Below are 26,161 nucleotides of genomic sequence, written 5' to 3' on the forward strand. Positions count from 1 at the left end.
CCTGCAAGAAAACCTTGCGAAGACCATATAAACATGCATTTATGTGGATGACCGTGCATTTTGAATCCAGCTCGCGTAGCTCTCGAAAAAGGCAAGAACCCCCGCCTGTACTTGCCACGCATAGGATTCGGCGCTTTCCACCTTTTTGCCGGCGCTTGCTTCTGCCATTTTGTCCCTTGCTGCCAGCGCTTGATTCACCCCATTTACCATCCCATCTAGCAATGGCTTCCAGGCTTCCTTTGCTTCCATACGGCGGCTTTCCTCCAAAAATTGGCGGTGAATTTCTTTTAATTCTGCTGTTTCTTTTGCCGTTGGCGAAAGTTGACCCGTCGTAATAATCAGCCCTGATTGTGCCGAAAGTGTTTGGACGAGCTTGAGTCCGTGGGTGAAAAAGGCACGGATATTAGGATCAGCGGATGCGTTGGCAGCTTTTCCGACAGGGACAGCCCCCTCAAAAGCAGGAAAGGAAAATTCTTTGACGTATACATCCATGCCTTTGTTTTTCAGACTGGAGGCAAAACCTAGCACAGCATCTCTTGTTGGAGCAGCCGCGGCGAACATGTACTGCTTGCTTGCGTCTTTATAAAGCAGATGAGGGATTCCGGCTTTCTCCAGTGGTTCTACTGCTGTTTGAGGAGATGCATCCGGCTGAAATACACCTGCTTGTGCAACGTACATACTTACAGCTGGCAGTTGTAGAGCTACCTCTGTTTGACTCACTGCGTTACCATTCGTCGATGCACCTTGCGCTTGCTGACTGTCATCTGGCAAAGTGGGACCTGCTACGCGATTTTTCACAACTGCTTGTTCATTGCCAACTTCCGGCGAAGTTAATGTCTGCACTGTATCACTCAGAACATTTCCGTAAGACTCGGAAAATTCCTTTTGGGAAAAGACCGTCAACACAAGAAATCCAAACAAGAGGCCAATTGCTACAGCCCCACCTGTTGTTAAAGTCGTGCGCCAAAAGGGCCCCTTTGGCCATAACGCTGCAAGCCGACTACCCAGGCTACTCCTGTAACCCTTCTCTTCTGTATCGTCGAAGGAATAATCGGATTCATAGGTGTCATTTGACTTCTGATCGAATTCAATGTTCGGCTTCGTTTCTTTCTCGGTAGCTCCACGTAGCTGCATCATGCGTTCCCATGCTTCGTTGCCCTTTTCCTTCAACGGGTCAGTAAACGGTAAGGGAGGAGCTTGAAAGCGAACGCGTGGCGTATCATCCTTTGGGGTGCGCTTTTTACTTGCTTCCTTTGAGATGTCGTCCCGCTTTTCATCCCAGAACCTTCCGTTCATTTTGACCGTCACACGATTTTTATTTTGTCCGCTCATACGCTTGCCCTCCTAGTCACAGGCTCTTTGTACTAGCATACGTTTTGCTCGGACGGGTTATGACTCCTATCTAGTGATTCTATTAAATTTGGTTCTACTACTATTCCCCTTGCCATTTCAAGAGGTTTCGCTCATATACAATATGACAGCTAATCCAATCGTCACAAAAGGCGCGAACGGCACCTCGCATTTCATACTTACTTTTCGTATCAGCAACAAAACGAGAGAAACGAGCAAAGCTGCCAAGCTCGCAATCGTAAGAACAATTACAAAATCGCGGACCCCAAGTCCATAACAGACTAGAGCGAACAGCTTCACATCCCCCATCCCAAGCGCAAGCGGCCTGTGCCAGCTGATCCAGCCAAACACCAGTAAACAGAGAATCGCAAAGAGTCCAGCCATCAGCCATTCCATCGGCGAAGAGAGAACATATTTCATAAAAGAAATCAGTACAAACCCTGCACCTAATGCGCGATTGGGTATTCGTCTATAATGAAAATCTACCCACGAGAGGTAAAGGCAGAGCCCGAATAATATCACAGCGTTTGCCATTTCTTCTTCCCCCAGTCGAAAACTGTCTTTAAGAATACCTTTCCGTCCTGGGACAAAAAAACTGCCCAGAATGGTCTGGACAGCCTCTTAATTTATGAACATGTTTTACGGATTCCAAGGGAACAAAAGGCCAGCGTGGACGAGACCGCCGCCAAACCCATACAGCAGGATCGTATCCCCTGCCTTTACTTTGCCTTCTTTGATCCCCAAGGCGAGCGACAAAGGAATTGTAGCCGCTGATGTGTTGCCGTAGTGTGTCAGACTGTACAATGTCTTTTCGAGAGGGAACTCACTCTTCTCGCAAATGGATTCGATCATGCGCAAATTGGCACTGTGTGGGATAAACCAGTCGACATCTTCGAGCGTTTTGCCCGCCCGGCTCACTACCTCCTGCATCCCCTTTGGAACCGTTGTTACTGCCCACTTGTACACTTCTCTTCCGTTTTGGACCATGCATCCATTCCCACTCAATTCTCGTCCGTCCATATGCGTTGACAAGCCCGATCGGTATACATGAATCCCACCATCCCCCTTTGAACCTAAATAGGCGGACAAAAAACCTGGAGCTGTAGAGTCCTGCTCAACCAGCACCGCACCCGCTCCGTCACCAAACAGGATGCACGTCGTACGATCCGTATAGTCGGTTACTTTTGTTAACGTTTCTGCACCTACGACCAACACTTTGCGATGCAACCCTGAGCTGATGAGCGCATTTGCTGTATGGAGCGCATACGTAAATCCTGCACAGGTGGCGGAGAGATCCATCGCACCCGCCTGCTCGACTTGAAAATGCGCCTGGATTTTACTTGCGACGCTTGGAAATGGATAGTCTGGCGTACTGGTCGCCACTAAAATCATATCGACATCGCGGACATCCTTCCCATAATTTGCGATCATATCGTGGATAGCAGCGATAGCCAGATCGCTGGTAAATTCATCTTCCCTTGCCATACGTCGCTCATGAATTCCCGTTCGTTGTAAAATCCACTCATTCGATGTCTCCACTAGCTTTTCCATATCTGCATTGGTAAGAACGCGACTCGGCACATACGTACCGATGGCGGTAATCCGTGACTTGAAGGGGCTTGCATTTGTCATCATCCGATCATCACCTTTCGTCTTTATGATCTGATTATAACACTAGATATTAGTATCTGGTACTAATTTTTTAGAATAAAAATCTTATGAAAGGCATTTTGGTTTGAGTCAACATAGTGGAGGAGAAGAAAAAGCACAGTTCTCTTCGACTCTGACACGCCAGCAGGGGGATTCATTGGCTGCCTCCACTACAAAAAGGGGACCGTCGAGCCAAAGCCACCCTACGGGCGGACGTTTCTCAAAGGAGAAGTGTTCGACAAGCGTGGTCCCCTTCTTGTAGTTCCGACTGGGTAGGCGTTGTCAAGGTCTACGAGCCCCGTGCTTTTTCTTCTCACCAGCATTGTTGGTTCATCGATACCTTTTAAAACATTAGTAGATCATCCTTAGCAGTATTACCCAAAACTTTCCCGTAGAAAATAAAAAGACTTGAAACCCGTAGGTTCCAAGTCTTCATACGTCTCTATCCGTTATTTTTCTAGCTTTTCAGCCAGCCAATATGCGGATTTCCAAATATCTCCTGCACCCATTGTCAACACGAGATCGCCCTCTTGCAATCCTTTGAAGACATGCTCCTGCATTTGTTCCTTCGTCGGAATGTACTGTGCACGTGGGTGGCTGTTGGTGCGGATTTTTTGCACCAGCACTTCGGAGGTGACTCCTTCGATCTTTTCTTCTCCCGCTGGGGAGTAGATATCCGTGATGATCACTTCGTCTGCTTCTGCAAAGGCACGGCTGAATTCATCCATGAGGAAAAACGTGCGTGTATAGCGTTGTGGCTGAAACACAGCGATCACACGTCGGCCCGATGCCCTTGCCCCACTTAGTGTGGCGATAATTTCCGTCGGATGATGCGCGTAGTCGTCTACGACCAGGATGCCTTGTGCATCTCCGATAATTTGAAATCTGCGCTTGGCACCGCTAAAAGTAGACAGTGCCTGTGCAATTTTATCAAAGGAAAGGCCAATATCTAGGCAAACAATGATCGCAGCCAGTGCATTTGCAATATTATGCTTGCCTGGGACTACGAGACACAATTCACCCAACCGCTCATCCTTGTGATAAATCTGACACGTGCTGCAACGATCCCCACATTCAATCGAAGTGGCAGAAAACTGTGCTTGTGCCACGAAGTTCGGATCGACTGCATACGTCACGACCGTTTTTTCGACGGATGGCATGACTTCACGCACATGTGGATCATCTATGCACAAGATCGCTTTTCCATCCGGTTTTAGATGGCTCAAGAATTGGACGTACGCCTGTTTCAAATTGTTGAAGTCGCCATCGAAATGCTCCAGATGATCTGGTTCGATGCTCGTCACAATTTCATACATCGGTCTGTATTCCAAGAAGGAACCGTCACTCTCGTCTGCCTCGGCAACGACATAGTCACTGGTACCTGCCTTTGCGTTGGTACCAGCACTCATCAATTCACCGCCGATGATGAAAGTCGGGTCTACACCACACTCTTCCAGCACGTGAGAGATCATCGATGTCGTGGTCGTCTTGCCGTGTGCTCCGGCTACTGCTACTCCTGTGCGTTCATTCAATATGCGAGCAAGCATTTGGGAACGGTGCATGACCGGAATTCCTAATGCTTGGCCTGCGATCACCTCAGGATTGTCTTTGGAAATACTGGTGGAGTATACGATGCTGTCTGCTCCCTCCACGTGGGCAGCATTATGGCCAATATGAATGACCGCCCCTCTTGCTTCCAGCTTTTTCGCCAAATCGTTCATGGCGACATCGGAGCCGGTTACCTTGTATCCAAGGTCGATCAAGACGCGGGCAATGGCACTCATGCCATAACCGCCGATGCCCACAAAGTGGACGTGTTGGGCCTGATCCACCCTATTCACCTGCCTCTTCTACTATAGTGGGAAAGAATGCGCGTACTTGGGCGATGAAGTAGAGCGAACCGCAGACGACCAACCAGTCATCCGCCTTCGCTGATTGCTTCTCCCGCATCCAAGAATGGAGAAACGCCCGCCAGTCTGGGACTGCATCGAGAAACTCCTGCTCCCAGCCACCGGCTATAAACGACTCTTGTAAGCTATTGGCTTCGGCTGCACGCGGGAAGTCAAAGGTTGTCACATGCAGCTTTTTGATTTTTGACTTTACTGGTGCGAGCGACTCTGCCATTTTGGCAAGCGGCTTATCTGCCAATCCAGAAAAGAGCAAATGCAACTGTACTCCGTCCGGCAACAACCGATCCAGACTGCTTACAAGCGCCTCCATTCCTTCCTGATTATGTGCCCCATCCAAGATAACCATTGGTCTTGGAGAGATGACTTCTAGACGACCAGGCCAACGTGTTTGTTGCAAACCGCGAGATATTTCTTCTTCCTCCAGCAAGAAAGAGAAGTAATTTCGCAGGATATCGATGGTCATTAAAGCAACGGCTGCATTGGTTGTTTGGTGAATGCCATTCATGGTAAGGCGGTAGGATGCTTCTGCACGACGGTGAATGCTTTTGTAACGAAACTGTTGTTCACCCAGTTGCTCCTCTACCTGCTCTGCCTGGAAATGTTCACCTATATGGTATAGCGTACTCTTCGTTTGTCTGGCGCGCTCCTCAAAAACCGCGAGAAGTTCAGGCCTGACCTCACCTGTGACGACAGGAACACCCGGTTTGATAATCCCCGCTTTTTCCCGGGCAATCTCTTCCAAGCTTTCTCCCAACACTTGTGTATGGTCCATGCCGATATTCGTGATGACCGAAATAAGCGGAAGGACGACGTTCGTCGAATCCAATCGCCCGCCTAGTCCTGTTTCCCATACGACTACCGCTGGTCTCGCCACTCTTGAAAAATAAAGAATGGCGATCAGCGTAATCACTTCAAATTCGGTAGGAGAACCGAACTCTGTTTCTTGTTCGCATCGTTGCACCCATACCTTGACTTCATTCACCAGCTGCAATAGATCTTCTTCCGCGATCATGCTGCCGTTGTAACGGATGCGTTCACGGAAATCAACCAAATAAGGGGAGGTAAATGTACCTACACTATATCCGGCTTCCATCAGCATTTGCGTTAGGAATGCGCAGGTTGAACCTTTTCCATTGGTGCCAGCCACATGAATAAATGGGATTCTCCGCTCAGGATGTCCTACTTGCTCTAAAACCCACTGCATTCTCTCAAGCCCCGGCCGTTGACCGAACCTGAGCAGTCCATGCAGCCAGTCGAGCGCTTGCGTGTATTCTACAAACCCTTCTTCTGCATGCATACCACAATGCTCCATTCTCAAAAATATGCGATGGTATGGCGGATCATTCGCCCTTCAATTCGGCAAGTCTTGCAATCACTTTATCCCGCTTATCCATGTAGTCTGCCATCTTCGCTTTTTCCTCTTCGACTACTTTTTCAGGTGCTTTCGCCATAAATCCGGCATTGTTGAGCTTTTTCTCAATGCGCTCCACTTCGCCGTTGAGTGTTGCCACTTCTTTTTCCAGACGCTTCAGCTCTTGCTCGATATCGATCAAGCCTGCCAGTGGAAGGAACAATTCTGCTCCCGTGATCACAGCAGACATCGCTTTATCAGGCGTAGCCAGATCCAGACTGATTTCCAGACGCTCTGGGTTGCAGAAGCGAGTGAGGTAGTGTTCACCGCGTGTCAGGCGCTCAGCGGACAATGCATCGCTAGGCTTGATCAAGAGCTCAATTTTCTTGGACATCGGTACGTTTACTTCTGCACGGATGTTGCGTACGCTGCGGATGATATCCATCAACTGGTTCATTTCGCTTTCTGCTTCAGCAAAAATCCATTGCTCGTTAACGGTTGGCCAAGGTGCTACTGTGATGCTCTCGCCTTGGTGCGGCAATGCCTGCCAAATTTCCTCCGTGATGAACGGCATGAACGGATGCAACAGCTTGAGTGTTTGATCCAGAACCGTCACCAGAACGGATTGGGTTGTTTTCTTCGCCGCTTCATCTGTACCGTACAGCGGCAGCTTCGCCATCTCGATATACCAGTCACACAGGTCATCCCAAATGAAGTTGTAAAGCACACGTCCTGCTTCACCGAATTCAAATGCATCGGACAGACGGGTTACATCTGTGATTGTCGCTTGCAGGCGGGAGAGAATCCATTTGTCTGGTGTAGACAGCTCACCGCTCAAATCGATTTCCTCGTATTTGAAGTCAGCCAGGTTCATCAAGGCAAAACGGGACGCATTCCAAATCTTGTTCGCGAAGTTGCGGTTTGCCTCCACCTTTTCCCAATAGAAGCGTTGGTCATTCCCTGGGGAGTTCCCTGTCGCCAGTGTGTAGCGCAGCGCATCCGCTCCGTACTTCTCAATCACTTCCATCGGATCGACACCGTTGCCAAGTGATTTGGACATTTTGCGGCCCTCGGAGTCACGAATAATACCGTGGATCAAGACGGATTCAAACGGACTTTTCCCGGTAAATTCAAGACCGGAGAACATCATGCGAGCAACCCAGAAGAAGATAATATCGTACCCTGTTACCAGGACATTGGTTGGATAGAAGTACTTCATGTCCTCGGATTCTTCTGGCCAGCCCAATGTCGAGAACGGCCATAGACCAGAGGAGAACCATGTATCGAGAACGTCGTTATCCTGCTCCAGCTTGTGGCTGTGGCAGCTTGGGCACTCCGTCACGTCCGTACGAGATACAATCGTTTCGTTACAATCTCCGCAATACCATGCAGGAATTCGGTGACCCCACCAAAGCTGACGGGAGATGCACCAGTCGCGGATGTTTTCAATCCAACGCAGGTAATTCGTCTTGAAGCGCTCTGGGACGAATTTCACGCTCTCAGGGCTGTTTGCATTAGCCAGTGCTTCGTCAGCCAAAGGCTGCATTTTTACGAACCATTGGGTAGAAAGGTATGGTTCTACGACAGCATCGCTGCGCTCACTATGTCCAACCTGATGAATATGCTCTTCAACCTTGAACATAACACCTTGCTCAGTCAAGTCTTTGATGATTTGCTTGCGGCATGCAAAGCGATCCAACCCTTTGTAGATACCTGCCAGCTCGTTCATCGTGCCCGTTTCATCCATGACAACGATTTGTGGCAACTGATGACGAAGACCCAATTCAAAGTCATTCGGATCGTGTGCTGGCGTAATTTTTACAGCGCCAGAACCAAACTCAGGATCAACGTAGTCATCGGCTACGATTGGAATTTCGCGTCCTACGATTGGCAAAATCACGGTTTTGCCGATCATGTCCTTGTAACGCTCATCTTCCGGGTGTACCGCTACAGCCGTATCACCGAGCATCGTTTCAGGACGAGTTGTAGCTACTTCGATATAACCGGTGCCATCTGCCAATGGATAACGCATGTGATGCAGCGCACCTTTTACTTCCTTGTAGATTACTTCAATATCAGACAGAGCTGTACGGGCAGCCGGGTCCCAGTTAATGATCCGGTTCCCACGATAGATCAAACCTTTTTCGTACAGGCGAACAAATACTTCGCGTACAGCTTGGGACAAGCCTTCATCCATCGTAAAACGCTCGCGGGAGTAATCCAGGGCAAGACCGAGCTTTTCCCACTGCTCACGAATATGCGAAGCGTAAATGTGCTTCCACTCCCATACCTTTTCCACGAATTTTTCGCGGCCCAGATCATGGCGAGAGATGCCTTCTTCACGCAAGGTAGCTTCTACGCGCGCTTGGGTTGCAATACCAGCGTGGTCCATACCTGGCAAGAACAGGGCGCTGTAGCCTTGCATACGCTTTGTACGTGTAATGATATCTTGCAAAGTCGTATCCAGCGCGTGGCCCAAATGCAATTTACCAGTTACGTTCGGCGGTGGAATGACAATCGTAAACGGACGTTTATTCGGGTCACGTTCTGCCTTGAAAAATTGTTTTTCGATCCAATACGGATACCATTTGTTCTCTGCTGCTTTTGGATCATAGTTTTTCGGCAGCAATTGGTCGATGTCGGTTGTTGGCTGTGTAGACATGTACGACTCCTCCTATTCGCATAACTTGCTTTGCAAAAAATAAAAAAACCCTTCATCGCAAAGGACGAAAGGATTATTTTCGCGGTACCACCTTTGTTAACACACGATAAACCTCATGCTTATGGTGTGTTCACTCTGACAAGATAACGGTTGCGAACCGGTCTCGGCTAGGCACGTGCTTTCACCGAAAAAACTCCTGGGCGACCTTCAGCCATTCATGACCTTAGAGAATCTCGCAGCTACTGATTCTCCTCTCTGCCAAGGCGTCCTGACTTACTCTTCCCACTCATCGTTCATATCGTATGTAGTTGTCTTATTGTTAGCTTTCACTATTATATACAATCACGCTGTTTGGCGTCAAACCCGGGTTTCGCCCACTTTTCCAACTGCAATGCCCAGTGCTTCGGTAAAACCGAGCACGCCCAAAATATCGAGAATTTCTTCTCGGACATTGACGATTTCTACCTGTTTGCCCATGGCCAACAGTTCTTTCGTGGTAAAAAACAGGCTTCCAATACCGGAAGAATCTACAAAGGAGACACCTTGAAAATCGACGGTAACGGATTGATTTCGCCCTCCATACTGCTGGAGCAATTCACCTACTCGATCTCCTACAGCCATGTCCAACTCTCCGACGAAAAACAATGTAGCCTGTCCGTTCGCCTCTGTTGCGCGGTAGTCCATGCTCAAACTCCTCTCAATAGGTATCGGTACACCCAATCTGCTCGTCCTTTTACTATATTACCCATTTTCATTCACTTGCAAACATTTGGCTTTTTGGAAATCGTTGCTTAACGCGAAAGGTTACATTCTAAAATAAGCTTTGTACCTGCCAGCGAGCTGCTCAAATAAACACGATCACAGTATTGCAGGATCACGTGAAAACCGGCCCCAAGTGAGTGGCGCGTAGAAAATCCTTGCTGTAGGGTAGCTCGTGGAATATCCTCGAGCAAAATTCCTTGTCCCTCATCATGAATCACAGCCCGACACATCTGTCTGTCATTTGATAGGTACAACGTAACCACACCGCCATTTCCGTGCTTCAACGTATTGGAAGCAGCTTCGTTGACCGCAACGAGAAACTGCAGCAATCGTTTATCAGAAATGCCTTGTGGTTCCAAAGCTTGCTTGAACAATTTACGCAGTTCTGCAAGCTGCTCCGGTAAACGGATATCGATTGCCAAGAGCTTATGCCCTTCTCGAAGCAAGAAAAATAATTCTTCATCACTAAGCAACAACAGCTTACCTTCTGTGACCACACCCAGAATATCTCTGTAGATCTCCCATTCCCGTCTTTTGCGTTTTCGTTCTTCTGCAATAACGGCAGTGACATCAATCAAGGCGATTCCACAGGTCCGATCTGGCAATACAGATGTGTATAATTCAAATACCTTTTTGCCATCAGTGGTGACAATTTGCTCTCTCACAGGTCCGCCCGTTCCAGCCGCCTCTTCGACCAGTCGTTGCATTTCTCGCTCTACTTCCACATTCGCGCGAACGTCACCCAGCGGACGCACTTTCCCTTCATCGTAAAGATAGAGGAAAATGGTCTCGATCTGACGCAGTATCGATAGCTTCTGAATCTCTTGTTTTATTAATCGCCCCCGCTCGTCGTCTCGATCCTTCCAATGTAACAAGACGTCTGCCGGGTCCAATTCGCCACTCATGTGCCACGTATGAAATTCTTCCAGGAGCAATCGCTCCAGAACATCTTCCCGTCGCAAAACTTTTTCGATATCGATAATGTAGTAAGGATCACCTGCTATACCGCGCAATCCGCTACCGATAATTCGGAAATCATAGGCGAGCTCTATTTCTATTCGTCCGTGCAAATCATGATCAGAACTGCTTAACCCAATGGTCGTCCGGCTCACTGCTACCAGCTTTGCCTGGAACGATTCCATCGTTGCTAGGTTCGTCACCTTTACAGTGCGGGCCGGAACTACTTTGTTTGCTGCACCGCCAGAACGTAGCGCGACAAGGCAATTATCACAAGTGGGATTGTCCGGACAACGCTCACACAAAATCACAGTTCATCCTCCTATTCACGCGCAACTACACGAGGGCTACACTCTCTTCAGGCTCAAATTGAAGAATCAACACAGAAATATCATCCGTTTGGTTTCGCTGCTGTGTTATCTCCATTAAGTAGGCCTCAACTCGATTCATCGATTCCTGCTTACTATCACCAGGCATTTTTAATAAGGAGGATAGTTCTTCTAGCCAATGCCTGCTGTCTCGAAACACTTCTTTTCTCCCTGAATCCAGCAAACCATCTGTGTAGAGCAATAGCATGCCCTCTTCTTCTAAGGGTACCTCCTCCATTTGATACGTGCTATCGGGCAAAAGCCCTAGGCCGACCCCACCCTTGCTAGCTAAAACGGTTTGATTCGACTTGGACAAATAAAAAGGCTGAGGATGTCCTGCCCTGCCAAATCGAATTTTGTGTTCCACCTCGTCATAGACTGCAACCAGCATCGTAATGTAAGAACGGGTTTTCACTAAATCTGCATAAAGCAACTGATTAAGTCTTTCCAAAATCTCATCCGGCGAATAGCTGGACTGCAAAACCTGCCGTACAGCAATCCTAATCCCCGTAGCCCAAATACTGGCCAAAAAACCGTGCCCGGACACATCCGCAATGATAAAACAGGTATAGCGATCATTGATTTTTCTATAGTCGATGTAATCTCCACCTACATAATCGACTGGTACGTAAACCGTTCTTGTTCGCAAACTGGTCAACTGCAATTCTTCTGTGGGAATGAGCATCGACTGCATGCGTCTAGCCAGCTTCATCTCCATCTCGATTTCTCGCTGTCCTGATGACTGGTCCTGTTGACATCTGAGGATTAGCGCCCGAATGTTCACGAGGAGCAGCCCATAAAAAGATTTCTCCAGTTCCTTTAGATCACGGTCATTGACGTTACTCTGGGCGAACAAGCGGACGTAGCGCGGTGTTTGAGGGGTGTCATACTGTTCCGAGACAACAATGCGCTCCTCTACTTCGCGCTGCACGATTGCGCTCTCTTTGTTGCCACGCTCGATCCGAAAATAGACAGCACCTAGAGCCGATTCAAACGTGATCGACAGGAAGCAAGGCTTGTCCATTTTCACGAACCATGTATCGACTAACTCTTCTATAAATGGCATGAGACTCTCGTAATTGACTTGGCGCTTGCTTTGCTCATTGCTGGTCATCACCAGATACTCGTAATTCTGTTTCAATTCCATTAGTTTGACCAATTGATGATTCATCCCCGAGCCACTCCCATACACACTTTAGCATAATTCTTTCTTTCGGGAATTGGGAAAAGGGTTATGGCAATTTTCAAAAACATTGTGATCACCTTTATTCGTTTCGTCCTAGCCTTCCTGCCCTACACCTTCCCTTTTCGGGCACCGTTCAAACCACTATCTACTTTCCATGAAAATGTTTTAGGCGTTTGCTCAAGGTTTGTAGACACTGTCCAAAGTCGCCCCGCATATGCTGAAATGAGGTGATTGTGATGAATTTTCGTTGGAAGTATAACCCCACGTATTTACGGATCAAATACGGTTGCAAACAGGTGCTCTTTCCACTGTTAGTTTTTCAGTTTATCCGAACAGTTGTGTTTCCTACCTCTTTTGATGTCATCCTTCTCGGTTTGCTAGCCATGCTCTATGTTGCCATCTCCCTCGAATGGTTATAAAAAAGAAAAACAACGCCCCACGCGGTGAGACGTTGCTCATTAAAAGGCTTGCTGGACCCAACGATGCAGGCGCATCAGACGGTCCATATCTTTTTCAAAACGTTGGACAGCGTAAAACTCGCTCCACTCGCGGGGATGATGATAATAAATATCCAAGTCCCTCATGATCCTCTCCGGGTAGGAGAGAAACGAAGCCATCAGTTCAATTTCTTCCGGCCGCAGCGGAAATATCTCGGCGTAGCGATGGAAAAGTTGAGATGCCCCAACCTCATCCCCCGCCATTTGAAAATAGGTACGATAAAATAGCGTCAAATCGCGCACTGGTGTATCAAAGCTGGCACGATCAAAATTAAGCAGCCGTCCTTTTCCCGATCGATCTGGCACAACATGCTCTGGATTCGGGTTACCATGGATCAACGATAAGCGAAAATGCGCGTGCGTCTCATGCCGCTCTCGCCAATCGGTCAATAAGTCTGTCGCTGTTTGAGCCATTTCCTCAAGAAACTCCTTGTTTGCCAAAAACACCAGATCGAAAGGGGAAGGATATTTGCGTTCCTGCGCCAGAGTTGCCGCCTTATTCATTTGGTCTTGCCAATATTGCCAACGGTTAAGCAAGGAGTCGACAAGTGGCTCTACCTGTCTCGGATCATCGTAGCGATAGTTTTGTGTCAAATGATGAAGCTCCGCCAAACGTTCCAAGGCAGGGAACGCCCAAGACAAGGGCTGCTCGGCCCACTCCTCACTTCCTGGCTGCCAGGGGGTTACGTAAAAGGCAGTGCTACCCTGTTGAACAAAAGGATCATCGTATTTCGTGTACGTAAAAGGAACGGCCCCATCCCATCCGCGGTGCTGCAATTGACGCAGCATATCGCTGACGAAAACAAGACGTTGAGCGGGTATTTGCGTTCGTTTGCATACGAAGGAGCCGTAGGGAGTCGTCGCCTTAAATACATTTGGCTCCTTTAAAACGTCAATGCTCTGGGCATACATGTCATATTCTTTGAATAAAGGAGCAATGTCATCATACCGACTCATAGACTCCCTCCCTCCTCGAACGCTCGGCCCGCTCTGCAATATGCCGAAGCAGCAAGTCAACAGATTGTTGGCTCTGCAAGGCGTGCTCAATACCAGCGATCGACGCTTCTTGATCCAGCGATACGCGCTTCACGTAGGATTCGATACTCCTGTAGACTTCACGAGGACGAGCCATAAAGGCGAGAATCAACGAATAGTTTCCATAGGTGAGTGGCTTGATTTCTTCATAGCCGTCAAAAAAAGCGTCAATCTGCTTAAGATCCTTATGGGTTAAAAAATGATCGCGCAAAAAGGTGGCAACATCGCGTTGCTGGACAGAAATCACCGGCCTGAAAAAGCCTCTCAAGTACAGCTTCCCGTTTATCATTCCCCAGTTGTCACGCAAAAGGTCCCGATGGGATACAGCGACCGCCTCCGGAGTAATTCGCTCATGGGCAAGCATCGCAGCGGAACGGTCCATTCTTTGCAGCATAGGGGTCATGAGTTCCGATACCCAACGATTTTCCTTAGAATCCCGCCCAGATTTGGCTCGAAATTTTTCGACCAGCTCTTTGGCACGTCTTCCTTTTTCCTCTACTTGCTGCTTTTCCTGCTTGAGCAAATCACTTCCGGACAGTAAAGGACTTTCCTGCTGAGACTGATGCATCATCGCGATCACGCGTCCGCATTGCCTCGCAATGTCCTCGCCATGCTGATAGTCTTCGAATTGTCGGTGATGGTCGGTCATGGTAACGCCGCGTTTACCCAAAATCAAAAATGGCTTGGTGTCTCTCGTCCGAATAAACCGCTCCACTTCTCGAAACCCCTGACGAGCCAGTCGTTCGCGCCAGGCAAACGACCAGCGCATCACATCTACACGTGGCCAAACGTGGAGTTCTTTGGGGCCCCGGTTTGTCTCCAGTAAATAGCAATCATCAAGGGGCGTAATTCGGATTACGCGCGCCCGATATTGCTGGCAAACCTCGGAGAGATCAATTTTATCCACGGTCCCCCACTCCTCTATTGTGGGATGTACAGAATTTGTCCTGCTACAAGCTGTTCGGAAGCTAATCGGTTTACTTCCACGATTTTGGAAACAGGCAAGGAGTATCGCTGTGAAATATGCTCCAACGTCTCATCTCGCTGAATAATGCACATTTTCAGTTGACTGGAGCGCTCTTCTTTTTTCCGGACAAACGACGTGAGATTTTGCATAGCCTCCATCGTAGAAGCGTTGACATTCGCCGCAGATCCATGTCGCGAAGAGCTAGATGAAGATTCCGCCTCCAACGCCATCGCTTCCTGTTTGGCACGAGTCGCTTGTGAGAAGATGGAAGTAATGTTCACGCGACTTCTTTCTTCCTGAGAGGGTTTCCCTGAAATCGCCACTCGCACTTCTGCATCTTCCGCGGCAGCGTCTGGTTGTGCAACCACTGGCTCTGCTTCTTGCTCAGGTTCTGGCTCGGATACAACACTGGCTTCCACTGCTTCTTGCACTGCTTCCTGCGACTCTGCTTCGACTGATGACCCAGTAGATTCATTGGAAATTTGCTGGTATGCGATTGCCTGTTGATCGTGAATAGCCAGTTTAGGCTCTTCATGTCCTTGATCTTTTTCGGCGATTTCTCTCATCTGCTCTTGCTCATCTGCCAATACCGTCTGCTCAGAATAGGAGTCAGAAGAATCGTACGAAGCAGATTGTTGCGAATCGAAGTCATACGAAATTGGAGCGGTCTCCCAGGACTCTGGAGGATTGGACTGCGCCACTTCCAGCACATCGCCGTATTGCTCGTAGTATTCATCCTCATCGGATTGAGCAATAGCCGGAGTATCGAACATAGAGGGGGATTCGGTTGATTCATAGGATGCCGGCAATGTCTGCCGCTCCAATTCCTCCTCCAGCGCACTAAGTTTTTGATCAAGGTCATCGAGGGACGTCGGTTCCGTATATTCTTGCCCATCATCCCCAGCAGCGAAGGTGTATTCCCATGCTCCTTCGCCTGGACTTGCAGCCTGCGTTTCAATCTGCTCTGCTTGTTCAGCTCTATCCCCCAAGACTATTCCCAAAATCTTCAGATCGGCATCGATTAGCATTTGATGTGGTGATTCAAGTTTGTAGTCAAAGCTGTCCACAATGGCGTAGATGTCTCCGATCTCGGTAATCCGATCCAATGGAATGGTAATGTTTAACGGAATGCGATGACCGATCTGTTCCTCCCAGCCATAAAAGGCTTGATCCGATGCTTCCTGGCGAAAGGGAGTAAAAGTCATGGCCTCAACCAGCGATTCTCCTTCGCCGCCTGTCGCTTCTGCGGCTTCCCTGATTGGCTCGTACTTCCCTACTAATTGCAAGCAACCTGTAATCGAGATGTAGGAATCGTTTTCCAACACTTCCACATCTGGAACCAATTCCAGCTCTTGCAATTCACCTATTCCAGCTCTATCGGATGAGAGGAAAATGGTCTCCTTGATGGCAAAAGAGAGTTGCCCATCCTGTAATGCCATTCGTGCTCCTCCTTTCAAGTGCAGGACATTTCCCTATACTATATGGACAGGACGAGCCGTTTAGCACCGAAAAAAAAGGAAAAACCGGGGTTATCTATCTCCCCGGTTTTACAGACGCAATCCATTCTGCTATTGCTTTTTTCCCCTGATCAATACAATCTGGTACACCTACGCCACTGTACGACGCACCTGCCACGATAACACCAGGGAGTTTTTCTTTCAATTGACTGTTCACATCCTGCACCCAAGCCTGATGTCCGACAACATATGGTATGGCATTTTGCAAGCGTGATACGTTATAAAAATCCGGCTCTGCTCGAATCGTCATGATCTTGCGCAGATCGCGGAGGACAACCTCCAAAATTTCCTCGTCCGTCTGCTCCATGAAGGATTGCTCTCCTGCTCTCCCTATAAAGCTACGCAGCAAGGCTTTGTTTTTCGGCGTCGTATGCGGCCATTTGCGGTGTGCCCACGTACACGCGGTAATTTTTGCTCCAGAATGCCGCGGTACAATAAATCCTGTCCCTTCCATTCCTAATTCAATGGCTGACTCTGGAAAAGCCATGGCGATGGTTGCGACCATATGCGGCTTCGCTTGTGGAAGGGTAGGAACTTGTACATAAGGACGGAACAGTGGTTCAGCGACAGCATGTGGCACGGTAAACAGGACTGTATCCGTCTCAATCGTTTCCCCATTTTTCAATACCAAGGTGTACTTCCCGTCTGGACGTTTCACCAGTTCTTTGACAGCGGTATTTTTCGAAATAACTTCTTCAGGCAGGCTCTTTTCGATTGCCTCTACTAAGGACTGCAAGCCGTTCTTCAACGTCAGGAAGATGCCTTTTGGCTTTTCTTGCGTATTTACTTGCGGTCGAGAATGCTTCATCGCTACGATCAAGCTGCGATGCTGCTCCTCCATTTTGGCGAATTGAGGAAAACTCGCAAGCAAGCTGAGTTTGTCGAGATCCCCGGAGTAGACACCGGACAATAAAGGCGCTATAAGATTATCAATAACTTCATTACCTAGCCTACGCCGAAAAAAGTCACCCACGGAGATATCGCCGTCTCCTTTTGAGGCAGGAAGAACGAGATCCAAAGCTGCCCGAAGCTTGCCCGGCCAAGAAATGAGATCGGTCGTGACAAAAGGCATGAGCTTCGTCGGTACACCCATGACCGCTCCTTCTGGTATTGCCTTCAGGCGATCCTGATGCCAAATATAAGCTTGGCCTGTGCTGTTGCGAACGAGATCATCCGCAAGTCCCAAATCCTTTGCCAGCTCAGCCGCACTTGTTTTCCTCTCGAGAAACGAATCGGGACCTTGCTCAATCACAAACCCTTCGTGACGCCATGTCTTGATTTTCCCACCAAGTCGTCCCTGCTCTTCAAGCAGTTGAAAACGGATTGGCAAGCCTTTTGCTTCGATTTCCTTTTGTAAGTAAAAAGCTGCGGTTAACCCTGTGATGCCGCCGCCTACAATCGTAATATGATAGGTATTATCGCTCATATGATCGATCCCCTAATTCGCCAGCTTCTTTCCGACAGCATCAGCCAGACAGGAAATGAACGCAGGTCTGGCGTTAGGCATCGGTGGACGATAGTAATGTACCCCTAGCTCATCTGTAACCGCTTTGCATTCCACATCATTATCAAACAGAACTTCCAAATGCTCCGCAATAAATCCGACAGGACAGTAAACAAATGCTTGGTAGCCTTTCGCTTCGTACAGCTCTCTGGTCAAATCCTGTACATCTGGTCCCAACCACGGATCAGGTGTATTTCCGGCGCTTTGCCATCCGATCGCATAAGAAGTGATCCCAGCTTGCTCGGCAATGAGCTTTGCAGTCTCTTCCAGTTGCATTGGGTACGGATCACCTGACTTCAAGATTTTTTCCGGCAGGCTGTGAGCGGAGAAGATCACGACTGCTTGTCCACGCTCTTCATCCGTCATCGCGGCAAACGTCGCTTGAATGGCATCTGCCCAATATCCGATGAAGCCTGGTTCCAGATACCAGCTCTCAATGCTGTGGATGACAGGTCCCCCAATTGCCGCGGAATGCTCCTGTGCTCGTCCATTGTATTCTTTGACGCTGTAGCTGGAATAGTGAGGCGCCAGAACAAGACTGATCGCTTCCGTAATTCCATCGCGTTTCATTTGCTCTACTGCGTCTTCGACAAACGGAGCGATATGCTTCAATCCAAGGTACCCTACAAATTCACGGTCTGGGTAGCGTTTGTTCATTTCCTGCTCGAGAGCGCGCACCTGCTCATCCGTAATGTCTGCAAATCGATTCAATCCATCTACAGCCTCATAACGCGCCATCAAATCATCGAGCAGTTCTTGTGGTGGCTTACGACCACGGCGAATGTGCGTATAGTACGGTTCAATCTGTTCAGGACTGCGTGGCGTTCCATACGCCATTAACAAGAGTCCGATCTTCTGCTTTGACATGTAAGCGCCCCTCCTGATTAGACGTCCCTTTTGTAACTATGGATGAACTTCGTCAGTTGTTGCAGTGTTTCTACTTTGGCATCAGGGAATACGCCGTGTCCCAAATTGAAAATGAAGCCTGGCTGTTTTGTGCCTTCATCCAAAATTTCCTTCGCCTTCGTTTCGAGCTTCTCCCAAGGAGCTAAAAGCAGCGTTGGGTCCAAATTGCCTTGCAGTGTCTTTGTCACACCCATTTCACGAGCAGTCGTAATCGAAGTACGCCAGTCCAGACCAACCACATCAACAGGCAAGCGGTTCCAATCCATCAAAAGATGACCAGCGCCGATACCAAAATAGATCGTTGGCACGCCAGTATCTTTCAGTGCGTTGAAAATACGCGTCATGACTGGTGTAATGTACTCGCGGTAATCCTCGTCATTCAATGCGCCGACCCACGAATCAAATACTTGTATAGCTTGTGCACCTGCTTTAATTTGCGCTTTGAGGTAGGTGATAGTCATATCGCCCAGTTTTTCCATAAGCGCCTGCCAAGCAACTGGCTCGGTGTACATGAATGCTTTTGTCTTATGATAGTGCTTGGAAGGGCCGCCCTCGATCATATAGCTAGCCAGTGTAAATGGTGCACCCGCGAAACCGATCAATGGAACAGATAATTGCTGACGCAAAATTTTAATGGACTCAAGAATGTACGGCACATGTGTTTCCGGATCGAGCTCAAGCAGACGCTCTACATCCTGTAAGGATTCGATTGGGTTTGCGATTACAGGACCAATGCCCGATTCGATATTCACATCCACGCCAATCGGTTTTAGTGGCGTCATGATGTCTGCAAATAAAATTGCAGCGTCAACGCCCAGTTGCTCAACAGGCAAACGTGTTACTTCCGCGCAAACTTCCGGTATGTAGTTCATTTCAAAAAAGCTATGCTTCGCGCGGATGGCGCGGTATTCTGGCTGATAACGCCCTGCCTGGCGCATGTACCAAACCGGGACATGCTCTGTCGCTTCACCGCGACATGCTTTCAAAAACGTATCGTTAAAAGTTTTTGCGGTCATGAATAAACCTCGCTTTGCACAATTATGTTTCCTTCAATATGATACCATTCGTCATTCGACAAGTAATGTCTCTTTTGTGTCAAAATCTTTTCGTTTCTTCCGTTTCCAATCCTAACCATCAGTGTTTCCAAACTTATCCTATTGAATGCGAACGTCCCCACTAGAACTTCGCACAGTCATTTTGGGTCCACCTGATCCAATCGATGCCTTCACTTTGTATTCCTCGTTCTTTTCATAAGAAAGGTTCGACCAGGTGGTTTCGATGGCTCCTGTATCTGTCGTTACTTCTAGCTGTGCTGCAGCAGGCTCCTTGGCTACCGTCACTCGAATATCTCCCGTGTCCGTTCGAATAGAAACGTCATGGGTCAGCTCTGGCATTGTCAGTTTATCAATCTCGCCTGTAGAGCTTTCAATGACAACGGCCGCGCGAACATTCGCCAGATTGATATCTCCTGTAGCTGTCTGGACGTCAAGCACTTCTCCCTCATAGCCCGACACGTCCACATCTCCATTGCCGCTGGATATTTTCGTGTTCTTTGCACGCAGCATCCCGCTCTTGATATCCCCTGTCATCGTTTCAAGCTGGACTTGCTCATACACTTTTTCTGGCAGGAAGAGCTCCAGCTTTACCTTCCCATTGCGAGGATAAAACATATTGACGTGAGGGCGTTCACGCAGTTCTACGAGCAGCGTACCATCTGGTGAGACTACACTCCGAAACTCCAGTCGCTCCTGCTGTTGTTCGGATACTTCCCCGACCATCCGTACACTCGCTTTTGGTTGCTTGCTTGCCATGATTTCCACATCAACCGCTTCCGTCAGCACCTCAATCGCTTTTACCTCTTGTTCGATCATGCGCTCTTCATTGACTTGTTTTAACGAAAAGGAGAAATTTTCTTGCTTCGTAAAGAGCCAGATGATTCCGCATATACCGATGATGAACAAAAGAAGACTTATGCCAAAGAGTCTTTTCCCTAAATTTCGCATCTCATTTCCCCCTGATCATCTTTACGTTGAACTGGAGATAACGCAAGAACTGGCGATACAGCCATTTCGTCAATTTCAGCAAGCCGATGGCAAACATTCCGCCTAATCCTACGGAAACCATGCTGGAGAACAACAAGAAAAGCCGCTCTTGAGAAGGGGCAGGAATCCCGTAATCCAAGAATATTCCGACTGGCGCGACCAAAAGCGCCGCAGTCATCGCATACAACCCCATTAGTATGCCGATCAGGCCTAGAAATGGCCCCAAAACGAAGACGAGATTGAAAAATCCCAAGCTGATCGTCGCAACAATCGCCCTCGTCATATTCCCTACCGATGCATTGGACTGTGCCTGATCAATTCGGTAGCCAGCCAAAAGCTCACGTGCCACTACTTTTGGACTTCCCAATCCTTCTGCAATTTCATGCTCGGTCTTTCCTTGTTTCAATCCCATGAGAAAATGCTCTGTGTAATCGGCAAGGATGTCTAAGCGTTCTTTATCTGGCAAAGCGCTAAGCAAAGCATTTAACTCATCCATAAACTCACGCCTTGTCATATCCGAGTCCCTCCTCTATGATCTCATTTACTCCGCGGTTAAATATTCGCCACTCCAAGACGAGGTCATTCATGTATTGACGTCCGCGACTTGTCAGCTGGTAATATTTCCGTGGAGGTCCCTCTTGTGATTCCGCCAAATAGGTCGTAAAAACTCCTTCCTGGGTCAATCGGCGAAGCAAGGGGTAAACCGTTCCTTCAGAGATATGGAATTTTTCTGAGATGCTCGCAACCAGTTCGTAGCCGTATCTGTCCTGCTTAGCTGTCAAGACGAGAACACACAGCTCCAGAACCCCTTTTTTAAACTGTACGTTCATCAACATCACCCATGTCAAAGCTTATCAAATAGCTACTATATATTGCAAGGTACTTCATAATAACAAAACTACTTTTCACAGGATGCGAAGGAGGTGCGACCGCGTTTTAAAGGTAGGATATTCAGTCAGATCCCGTAAAAAATGGACAGGGAGGTTTTTCTCCATCCCTGTCCGGTCAACCCTTATTTTACTTCAACAATGCGGCCTTCTACTTTTGGATTGACAGTTTTACGCTTGATCAAGCCTTCCTCCACAATACTGTACATGGACAAGCCTGTGTTGAAGAATGGCTTTTTCAACGATTCGTAACCATCTCCACCTGCTGCCAGGAAGTCGATCGTTGCCATTTTATAGGTTTTGGTCAGGTCAAGCGGCTTGTCGCCAACTTTTACCTCTACTACACGCTCGCCTGCTGGCTTGGATGGGTTGTACGTGAAGCTCATGCCGCTCACTTGCGGGAAGCGTCCTGCTCCCTCTTCTACCTTGCTCACGCCGTTTTCGAGGGCTTTCTTCAGCTCTTCGCCTGTTACTTCTACGACTGCCAGTGTGTTGTTCTCGAATGGCAGAAGCGTGTACAGACCTTTTTTCGTGATATCGCCTGCTGGCAGCTGTGTACGGATGCCACCGCCGTTCGCCAGTGCTACATCTGCCTCATAGCCTTTGATGGACTGCGTGCGCTCCAGCATGATATCTGTGATCAGGTTACCTACGTTTGTTTCTTTCGTACGAACCAGTGCACGGTCACCATCGAGCGGCACTTCGGATTTCGCAATGACAACATTCATTACCGTATCGATCTTGCCTACGATTTCTTTTACCATTTTATCTACGTCTGGATCAGCCACAACTGCTTCATCGTACTCTTTCAAACCGCCGCTGAATGCTACCAGTTCTTTGCCGAGGTAGTAGAGGTCAGCGCGTCCGAGAGACTTGCCGTACTCCCAGTCTTGTACGATGTACGTGCCGTTTACGAGTTCAGGTGCTTTCAGCGGAGTATGGGAGTGACCACCAACAATCAGGTCAATGCCAGGAACGTTTTTCGCGATTTCACGGTCTACGTTCACTCCGATGTGGGAAACAACAATCACGTGATCTACTTCTTTTTTCAGCTCAGGTACAAGCACTTTCGCAACTTCTACCGGGTTTTTGAATGTCAGCCCTTTTACGTTGTCAGGGTGAGTCAATACAGGTGTGTCTTCCGCTACGAAACCAACAAAGGCGAATTTCTTACCGCCAATCTCCGCCTTGAAAACAGGTGGCAGCAATTCTTTTCCATCTGACTTGAACACGTTAGCAGAGATGACTGGATGCTCGAGCATGTCACGCAGCTTCAGCAATTGCTCATAACCGAAGTCAAACTCGTGGTTACCTGCAGCCATTACGTTGTAGTCGAGGCTGTTGAGGATCGGAACAACAGATTCGCCTTTGAATTGGTTCACGAAAACGGTACCTTGGAAGGTATCACCAGCATCCAAGAGCAAGAAGTTTTCGTTCTCTGCACGCCATTCCTTGAGCAAGGTTGCGATTTTGGCAAAGCCGAATTCTTTTTGGTTCTTGTCTTCTTGAATATGACCGTGTGTATCGTTGGTGTGGGCAATCGTTACATGTGTGGTAGCCGCATCACCCAATGCTTGGAAAAATTCACCACGCGTTACAGTTGCTTTGTTATCAAGCTTTATTTTGTAGCCCAGTTTGTCAGCCATTTGTGCCAGTTTAGCAGACGTTACGGCTTGCGCAGGGTTTTTATAGTCGTCTTGTGTGAGAGCACCATGGCTCTTTGCCCAGTCGAAGTAAGGAGTAGACCAATGAGCACCTTTAGCGGCAGCTCCCACTTTTGCCTCTTTCAATTTGGAGAAAACAACAGTCGCTTCCGCGAGAGTCACGGCACGATCCAAAGCAAGATCGCCATTTTGACCAGCGGATACAATTGCCTTTTTCACCATCCAGTCAACGTGCTGTACGGGATGCAATGGTGCTGCAAATGCTGAGGAAGACATCAGCGATGCAAATACGATAGATGCAAACGCCGTCATCGTAATCCGACGTGCCTTTTTCATGATAATTTCCCCTCTCGTCTATGTATAAATAAATAGGATAACGTTTTCATTATAGCAAAATTTGCTAGGACTATGGTGTGATATTTGTTTACTTTTTGTTTAGAAAGCTCTTGAAGGCTTCTGCCATTTTCTCTGGTGCCTCTACCATGCCCATATGTCCTACATCAGGCAGCAACACTTGCTCGACGTTGTTTTTATTTACTGTGAAAGTTTTTTCAGCAGGAATGATCTGGTCCTCTGTTCCTGCGACTAATAGCACAGGCAATGTCGTTTCTTGCAGCACATGATTGCGATCCACTCGATCACGCATGGCGATTAATGTTTGGATGGCTCCGACCGGGCTCGTCGCAAACCCAATCTCTTTTGCCCGCTGGACTTCTTCTCTCAACGTGTCGATATGAGAAGGTGCGAACAGCTTCGGTACGAGGGCTTTGATAAACGGCTCCATGCCATTTTGCCGAATGTTGTCTGCGCCTTTAGCGCGGTTTGCCTTGGCAGTTTCGTCATCCGGATAAGGGGTCGAATGGATCAGCCCAAAGCTCGCCAGCTTGTCCGCATATTGATTTGCAAACGTCAAGGTCACATAGCCACCGAGCGAATGTCCAAACAGATGAATCTTCGCTAAACCCAGTTCTTCCACAAACAAACCCAGATCATCAGCAAAACGCTCCATCGAATACGGTTCATCAGGGGCCGAGCTGTCTCCATGTCCACGCAAATCGATCGCAATGACGCGATGCGTTTCGGACATGAGTGGCACTAGCTTATGCCAGTAAGATGAGCTTCCGCAAAAGCCGTGGATCAAAACAAGCGGCTCCCCCGTCCCTTCTTCTACATAGGCTATTTTGATGCCGTTACTGAGTTGGACTTCCTTTTTCATCGAATCATGCTCCTTTATCGTTTGTTTACTTCTTGTCAACAAGTGCTTCCGACCCTTACCATTGGAAAATAACCCCTGTTCCGAAAAACATGAAAGAGGTGCATATGTAGATGGTATACCCAAAAACAGGTTCCCTGATCGTCAGGGATGGGAGAGAAATGACGTACACGCACATTCAGGCAAATCAGACGCCATCTCGCTCCGTCTGTTTTTTCTTTCCCGGAGCAAGCTATTCTTTCGACAGGCCTTATCTGTATTATTCTACCATGCTTTTTTTGAGTAAACAGATTGATCTCGTCCATGTAAACGCTGCGTATGGAAAAGACATCCCGGATTTCGAAACCAGTTCATTCGCAAAACGCAGCGCTTGGATCAGCGAGGATGTGAAAACGGTTGTCTTCCAGGTACTAGATCAGCAGGAGTATGAACATGTCTTCTTTCTCGGGAAATCACTCGGAACAGTTCCGATTGCATGTTCCTTGCTCAAGGAACCTCGTTTTTCCCGTTCGTCTGCAATCCTGTTGACTCCGTTGCTGAGGGAGGAGTTGGTCGTGGCAGACTTGCTTGCGCTGGAGCAAAATGTCTTTCTTGTCTCAGGTACTGCCGATCCCCACTACCATCAGCCTACACTCGAAAGAATCATTACATCCAAGCCAAATATTCATCGGTATCTGCCACAAAACGCAAAGCACTCCTTAGACATTGGTCTGCAGGTTGACCTTTCCCTGCAAGTCTTGCAGTCTATTATGGATGAACTTGGTTGTTTCTTGGACAAGTCGCTGGACATTTAAGCAAAACGCTTCGATACCCGTTTCAACATTTTTTTCATTTGCTTGCGTCTGCATTGCAACACTTTTTGGATGAATTTTTTTTCGGACTTTTTCAAACATCCTTTCGGTACCCTTTTGATCGCTCTTTTGATTTCCGATGTAGGCAAAGATTGGATTTTTTTCACCATCTTGTCAAGCTGCTTTCGATTTTCCCGCGTAAACCGCTTCAATCCGTAGGGAATTCGTTGCTTCTTTTTATCTCCGGTATGCAAGCAAAATTTGTATGCTTTTTTACAGGAGAACTTATTCTTTGCTCTGCGAAGATTCCATTTAGAAGGATTGCCAAACAATGATAGGCCGTGATCGATGCCATACCATTTGTATTTCTTCCATGATTTTCTTCGGTAGAGAATCAAGTTGTGATTCGAACGGTCCGGGTTGAGAATCCATGCATCGAAAGCCACCAAACGCGCTAATTTTTTTGCATTCTTGATATATTTGTGGGGTTTTTTCTTTACGTATGACTTCGCCTTTTTCCAAGGAATAACCTTCCTGGCATTGGCTTTAACAGAGACAAGACCGCGCTTAATGTACCCTCGTGGTCCTCTTACATGAGCCTGTAATACTTTTGCAACGGGTAACCCGAGTTTTTTGGCTAAGTAGGCAGCAATGTATTCGTTCGCGACAAGAATGCGATAACTCTTGCGATGATGTGCCCGGACATTCGTTTTAAAGTATCCTTTCCGGTTTTTCCGTTTGCGAACACTCCAAATCAACCGACCGTAACGCTTGCGCAAGTGCTTTCGATAACGCCATTTCAATTTCACCACACTTGTCACCCCTGTCCTGTTTTTTACAGTATACGAGTCTGGATTCCAATTGGTGAAACCAAACGGCCAACACCTCCCGTTTTTGGGTATAGCAGGTGTTGGCCGTTTAGAGGTGTTGCTTCTTTCGTTC

Annotated in this window: 23 protein-coding genes and 1 other annotated feature; of the genes, 2 read left to right on the plus strand and 21 right to left on the minus strand. The window is 48.0% G+C overall.

The genetic code is table 11. The annotated features are described in order from the left end of the window. Positions 1-39 precede the first annotated feature (39 nt). The 9 genes from FB479_RS05970 to FB479_RS06015 form a co-directional block, all read right to left on the minus strand. Positions 40-1,332 carry a hypothetical protein gene (locus FB479_RS05970; protein WP_142063286.1) on the minus strand — a complete coding sequence of 431 codons (1,293 nt, stop codon included), beginning with the start codon at positions 1,330-1,332 and terminating at the stop codon, positions 40-42. A 117-nt stretch (positions 1,333-1,449) separates the two neighbouring features. Next, the gene (locus FB479_RS05975) at positions 1,450-1,884 is read right to left on the minus strand and encodes a prepilin peptidase (protein ID WP_106655866.1); all 435 of its coding nucleotides are present in this window, start codon (positions 1,882-1,884) and stop codon (positions 1,450-1,452) included. 105 nt (positions 1,885-1,989) lie between these two features. Beyond that, positions 1,990-2,985, minus strand: coding sequence for a ketoacyl-ACP synthase III (locus tag FB479_RS05980; protein WP_142063289.1), 996 nt, complete (start codon positions 2,983-2,985; stop codon positions 1,990-1,992). A 464-nt stretch (positions 2,986-3,449) separates the two neighbouring features. Next, positions 3,450-4,832, minus strand: coding sequence for a UDP-N-acetylmuramate--L-alanine ligase (gene murC / locus FB479_RS05990; RefSeq protein WP_142063292.1), 1,383 nt, complete (start codon positions 4,830-4,832; stop codon positions 3,450-3,452). A gap of 1 nt (position 4,833) precedes the next feature. Next, positions 4,834-6,207, minus strand: a complete 1,374-nt coding sequence (locus FB479_RS05995; RefSeq protein ID WP_106655856.1) for a bifunctional folylpolyglutamate synthase/dihydrofolate synthase — start codon at positions 6,205-6,207, stop codon at positions 4,834-4,836. A gap of 43 nt (positions 6,208-6,250) precedes the next feature. Continuing rightward, a complete protein-coding gene (locus FB479_RS06000; RefSeq protein ID WP_142063295.1) occupies positions 6,251-8,923 on the minus strand; it encodes a valine--tRNA ligase in 2,673 nt (890 codons plus the stop codon). Between the two features lie 57 nt (positions 8,924-8,980). Next, positions 8,981-9,222, minus strand: a binding site (T-box leader). Between the two features lie 58 nt (positions 9,223-9,280). Further along, positions 9,281-9,607, minus strand: a complete 327-nt coding sequence (locus FB479_RS06005) for an STAS domain-containing protein (RefSeq protein ID WP_007726674.1) — start codon at positions 9,605-9,607, stop codon at positions 9,281-9,283. A 107-nt stretch (positions 9,608-9,714) separates the two neighbouring features. Beyond that, complete coding sequence (locus tag FB479_RS06010) at positions 9,715-10,953, minus strand: ATP-binding protein (RefSeq protein ID WP_106655854.1); 1,239 nt, start codon at positions 10,951-10,953, stop codon at positions 9,715-9,717. A gap of 25 nt (positions 10,954-10,978) precedes the next feature. Further along, positions 10,979-12,181 carry a PP2C family protein-serine/threonine phosphatase gene (locus tag FB479_RS06015; RefSeq protein ID WP_106655853.1) on the minus strand — a complete coding sequence of 401 codons (1,203 nt, stop codon included), beginning with the start codon at positions 12,179-12,181 and terminating at the stop codon, positions 10,979-10,981. A gap of 251 nt (positions 12,182-12,432) precedes the next feature. On the opposite strand from FB479_RS06015, the gene FB479_RS06020 reads away from it, so the two are divergent. Further along, positions 12,433-12,615 (plus strand): hypothetical protein, encoded by a 183-nt coding sequence (locus FB479_RS06020; RefSeq protein ID WP_217366939.1) that lies wholly within the window; start codon positions 12,433-12,435, stop codon positions 12,613-12,615. 39 nt (positions 12,616-12,654) lie between these two features. Here the strand turns inward: FB479_RS06020 and FB479_RS06025 are convergent, their stop codons facing one another. The 11 genes from FB479_RS06025 to FB479_RS06075 all read right to left on the minus strand — a co-directional run bounded on the left by FB479_RS06025 (position 12,655) and on the right by FB479_RS06075 (position 24,431). Next, a complete protein-coding gene (locus FB479_RS06025) occupies positions 12,655-13,650 on the minus strand; it encodes a protein kinase family protein (protein ID WP_106655851.1) in 996 nt (331 codons plus the stop codon). Next, positions 13,637-14,635, minus strand: a complete 999-nt coding sequence (locus tag FB479_RS06030; RefSeq protein WP_142063298.1) for a phosphotransferase — start codon at positions 14,633-14,635, stop codon at positions 13,637-13,639. The genes FB479_RS06025 and FB479_RS06030 overlap by 14 nt, the downstream gene beginning before the upstream one ends. A gap of 14 nt (positions 14,636-14,649) precedes the next feature. Continuing rightward, a complete protein-coding gene (locus FB479_RS06035) occupies positions 14,650-16,134 on the minus strand; it encodes a LysM peptidoglycan-binding domain-containing protein (RefSeq protein ID WP_142063301.1) in 1,485 nt (494 codons plus the stop codon). A gap of 94 nt (positions 16,135-16,228) precedes the next feature. Next, a complete protein-coding gene (gene hemY, locus FB479_RS06040) occupies positions 16,229-17,638 on the minus strand; it encodes a protoporphyrinogen oxidase (protein ID WP_142063304.1) in 1,410 nt (469 codons plus the stop codon). Positions 17,639-17,650: 12 nt separating this feature from the next. After that, positions 17,651-18,583: a ferrochelatase gene (gene hemH, locus FB479_RS06045; RefSeq protein ID WP_106655847.1), complete on the minus strand. Its 933-nt coding sequence runs from the start codon at positions 18,581-18,583 to the stop codon at positions 17,651-17,653. A gap of 17 nt (positions 18,584-18,600) precedes the next feature. After that, positions 18,601-19,638: a uroporphyrinogen decarboxylase gene (gene hemE / locus FB479_RS06050; RefSeq protein WP_142063307.1), complete on the minus strand. Its 1,038-nt coding sequence runs from the start codon at positions 19,636-19,638 to the stop codon at positions 18,601-18,603. Between the two features lie 138 nt (positions 19,639-19,776). Continuing rightward, on the minus strand, positions 19,777-20,625 hold the full coding sequence (locus tag FB479_RS06055; protein ID WP_142063310.1) for a DUF4097 family beta strand repeat-containing protein: 849 nt from the start codon (positions 20,623-20,625) through the stop codon (positions 19,777-19,779). Position 20,626: 1 nt separating this feature from the next. Continuing rightward, the gene (locus FB479_RS06060; protein WP_106655844.1) at positions 20,627-21,178 is read right to left on the minus strand and encodes an HAAS signaling domain-containing protein; all 552 of its coding nucleotides are present in this window, start codon (positions 21,176-21,178) and stop codon (positions 20,627-20,629) included. Continuing rightward, complete coding sequence (locus FB479_RS06065) at positions 21,165-21,494, minus strand: PadR family transcriptional regulator (RefSeq protein WP_106655843.1); 330 nt, start codon at positions 21,492-21,494, stop codon at positions 21,165-21,167. Before FB479_RS06065 ends, FB479_RS06060 begins: the two co-directional genes overlap by 14 nt. 182 nt (positions 21,495-21,676) lie before the next feature. Then, on the minus strand, positions 21,677-23,551 hold the full coding sequence (locus FB479_RS06070) for a bifunctional metallophosphatase/5'-nucleotidase (protein ID WP_106655842.1): 1,875 nt from the start codon (positions 23,549-23,551) through the stop codon (positions 21,677-21,679). A gap of 88 nt (positions 23,552-23,639) precedes the next feature. Continuing rightward, entirely contained in the window at positions 23,640-24,431 is a 792-nt protein-coding gene (locus FB479_RS06075) for an alpha/beta fold hydrolase (RefSeq protein WP_142063312.1), read from the minus strand. 110 nt (positions 24,432-24,541) lie between these two features. On the opposite strand from FB479_RS06075, the gene FB479_RS06080 reads away from it, so the two are divergent. Beyond that, entirely contained in the window at positions 24,542-25,222 is a 681-nt protein-coding gene (locus FB479_RS06080) for an alpha/beta hydrolase (RefSeq protein ID WP_142063315.1), read from the plus strand. Here FB479_RS06080 and FB479_RS06085 read toward each other — a convergent pair. Further along, positions 25,219-26,028 carry a HipA family kinase gene (locus tag FB479_RS06085; RefSeq protein WP_232029970.1) on the minus strand — a complete coding sequence of 270 codons (810 nt, stop codon included), beginning with the start codon at positions 26,026-26,028 and terminating at the stop codon, positions 25,219-25,221. The genes FB479_RS06080 and FB479_RS06085 overlap by 4 nt on opposite strands. Positions 26,029-26,161: the final 133 nt, after the last annotated feature.

This window comes from Brevibacillus sp. AG162 (genome assembly GCF_006715575.1).
GTDB lineage: Bacteria > Bacillota > Bacilli > Brevibacillales > Brevibacillaceae > Brevibacillus > Brevibacillus brevis.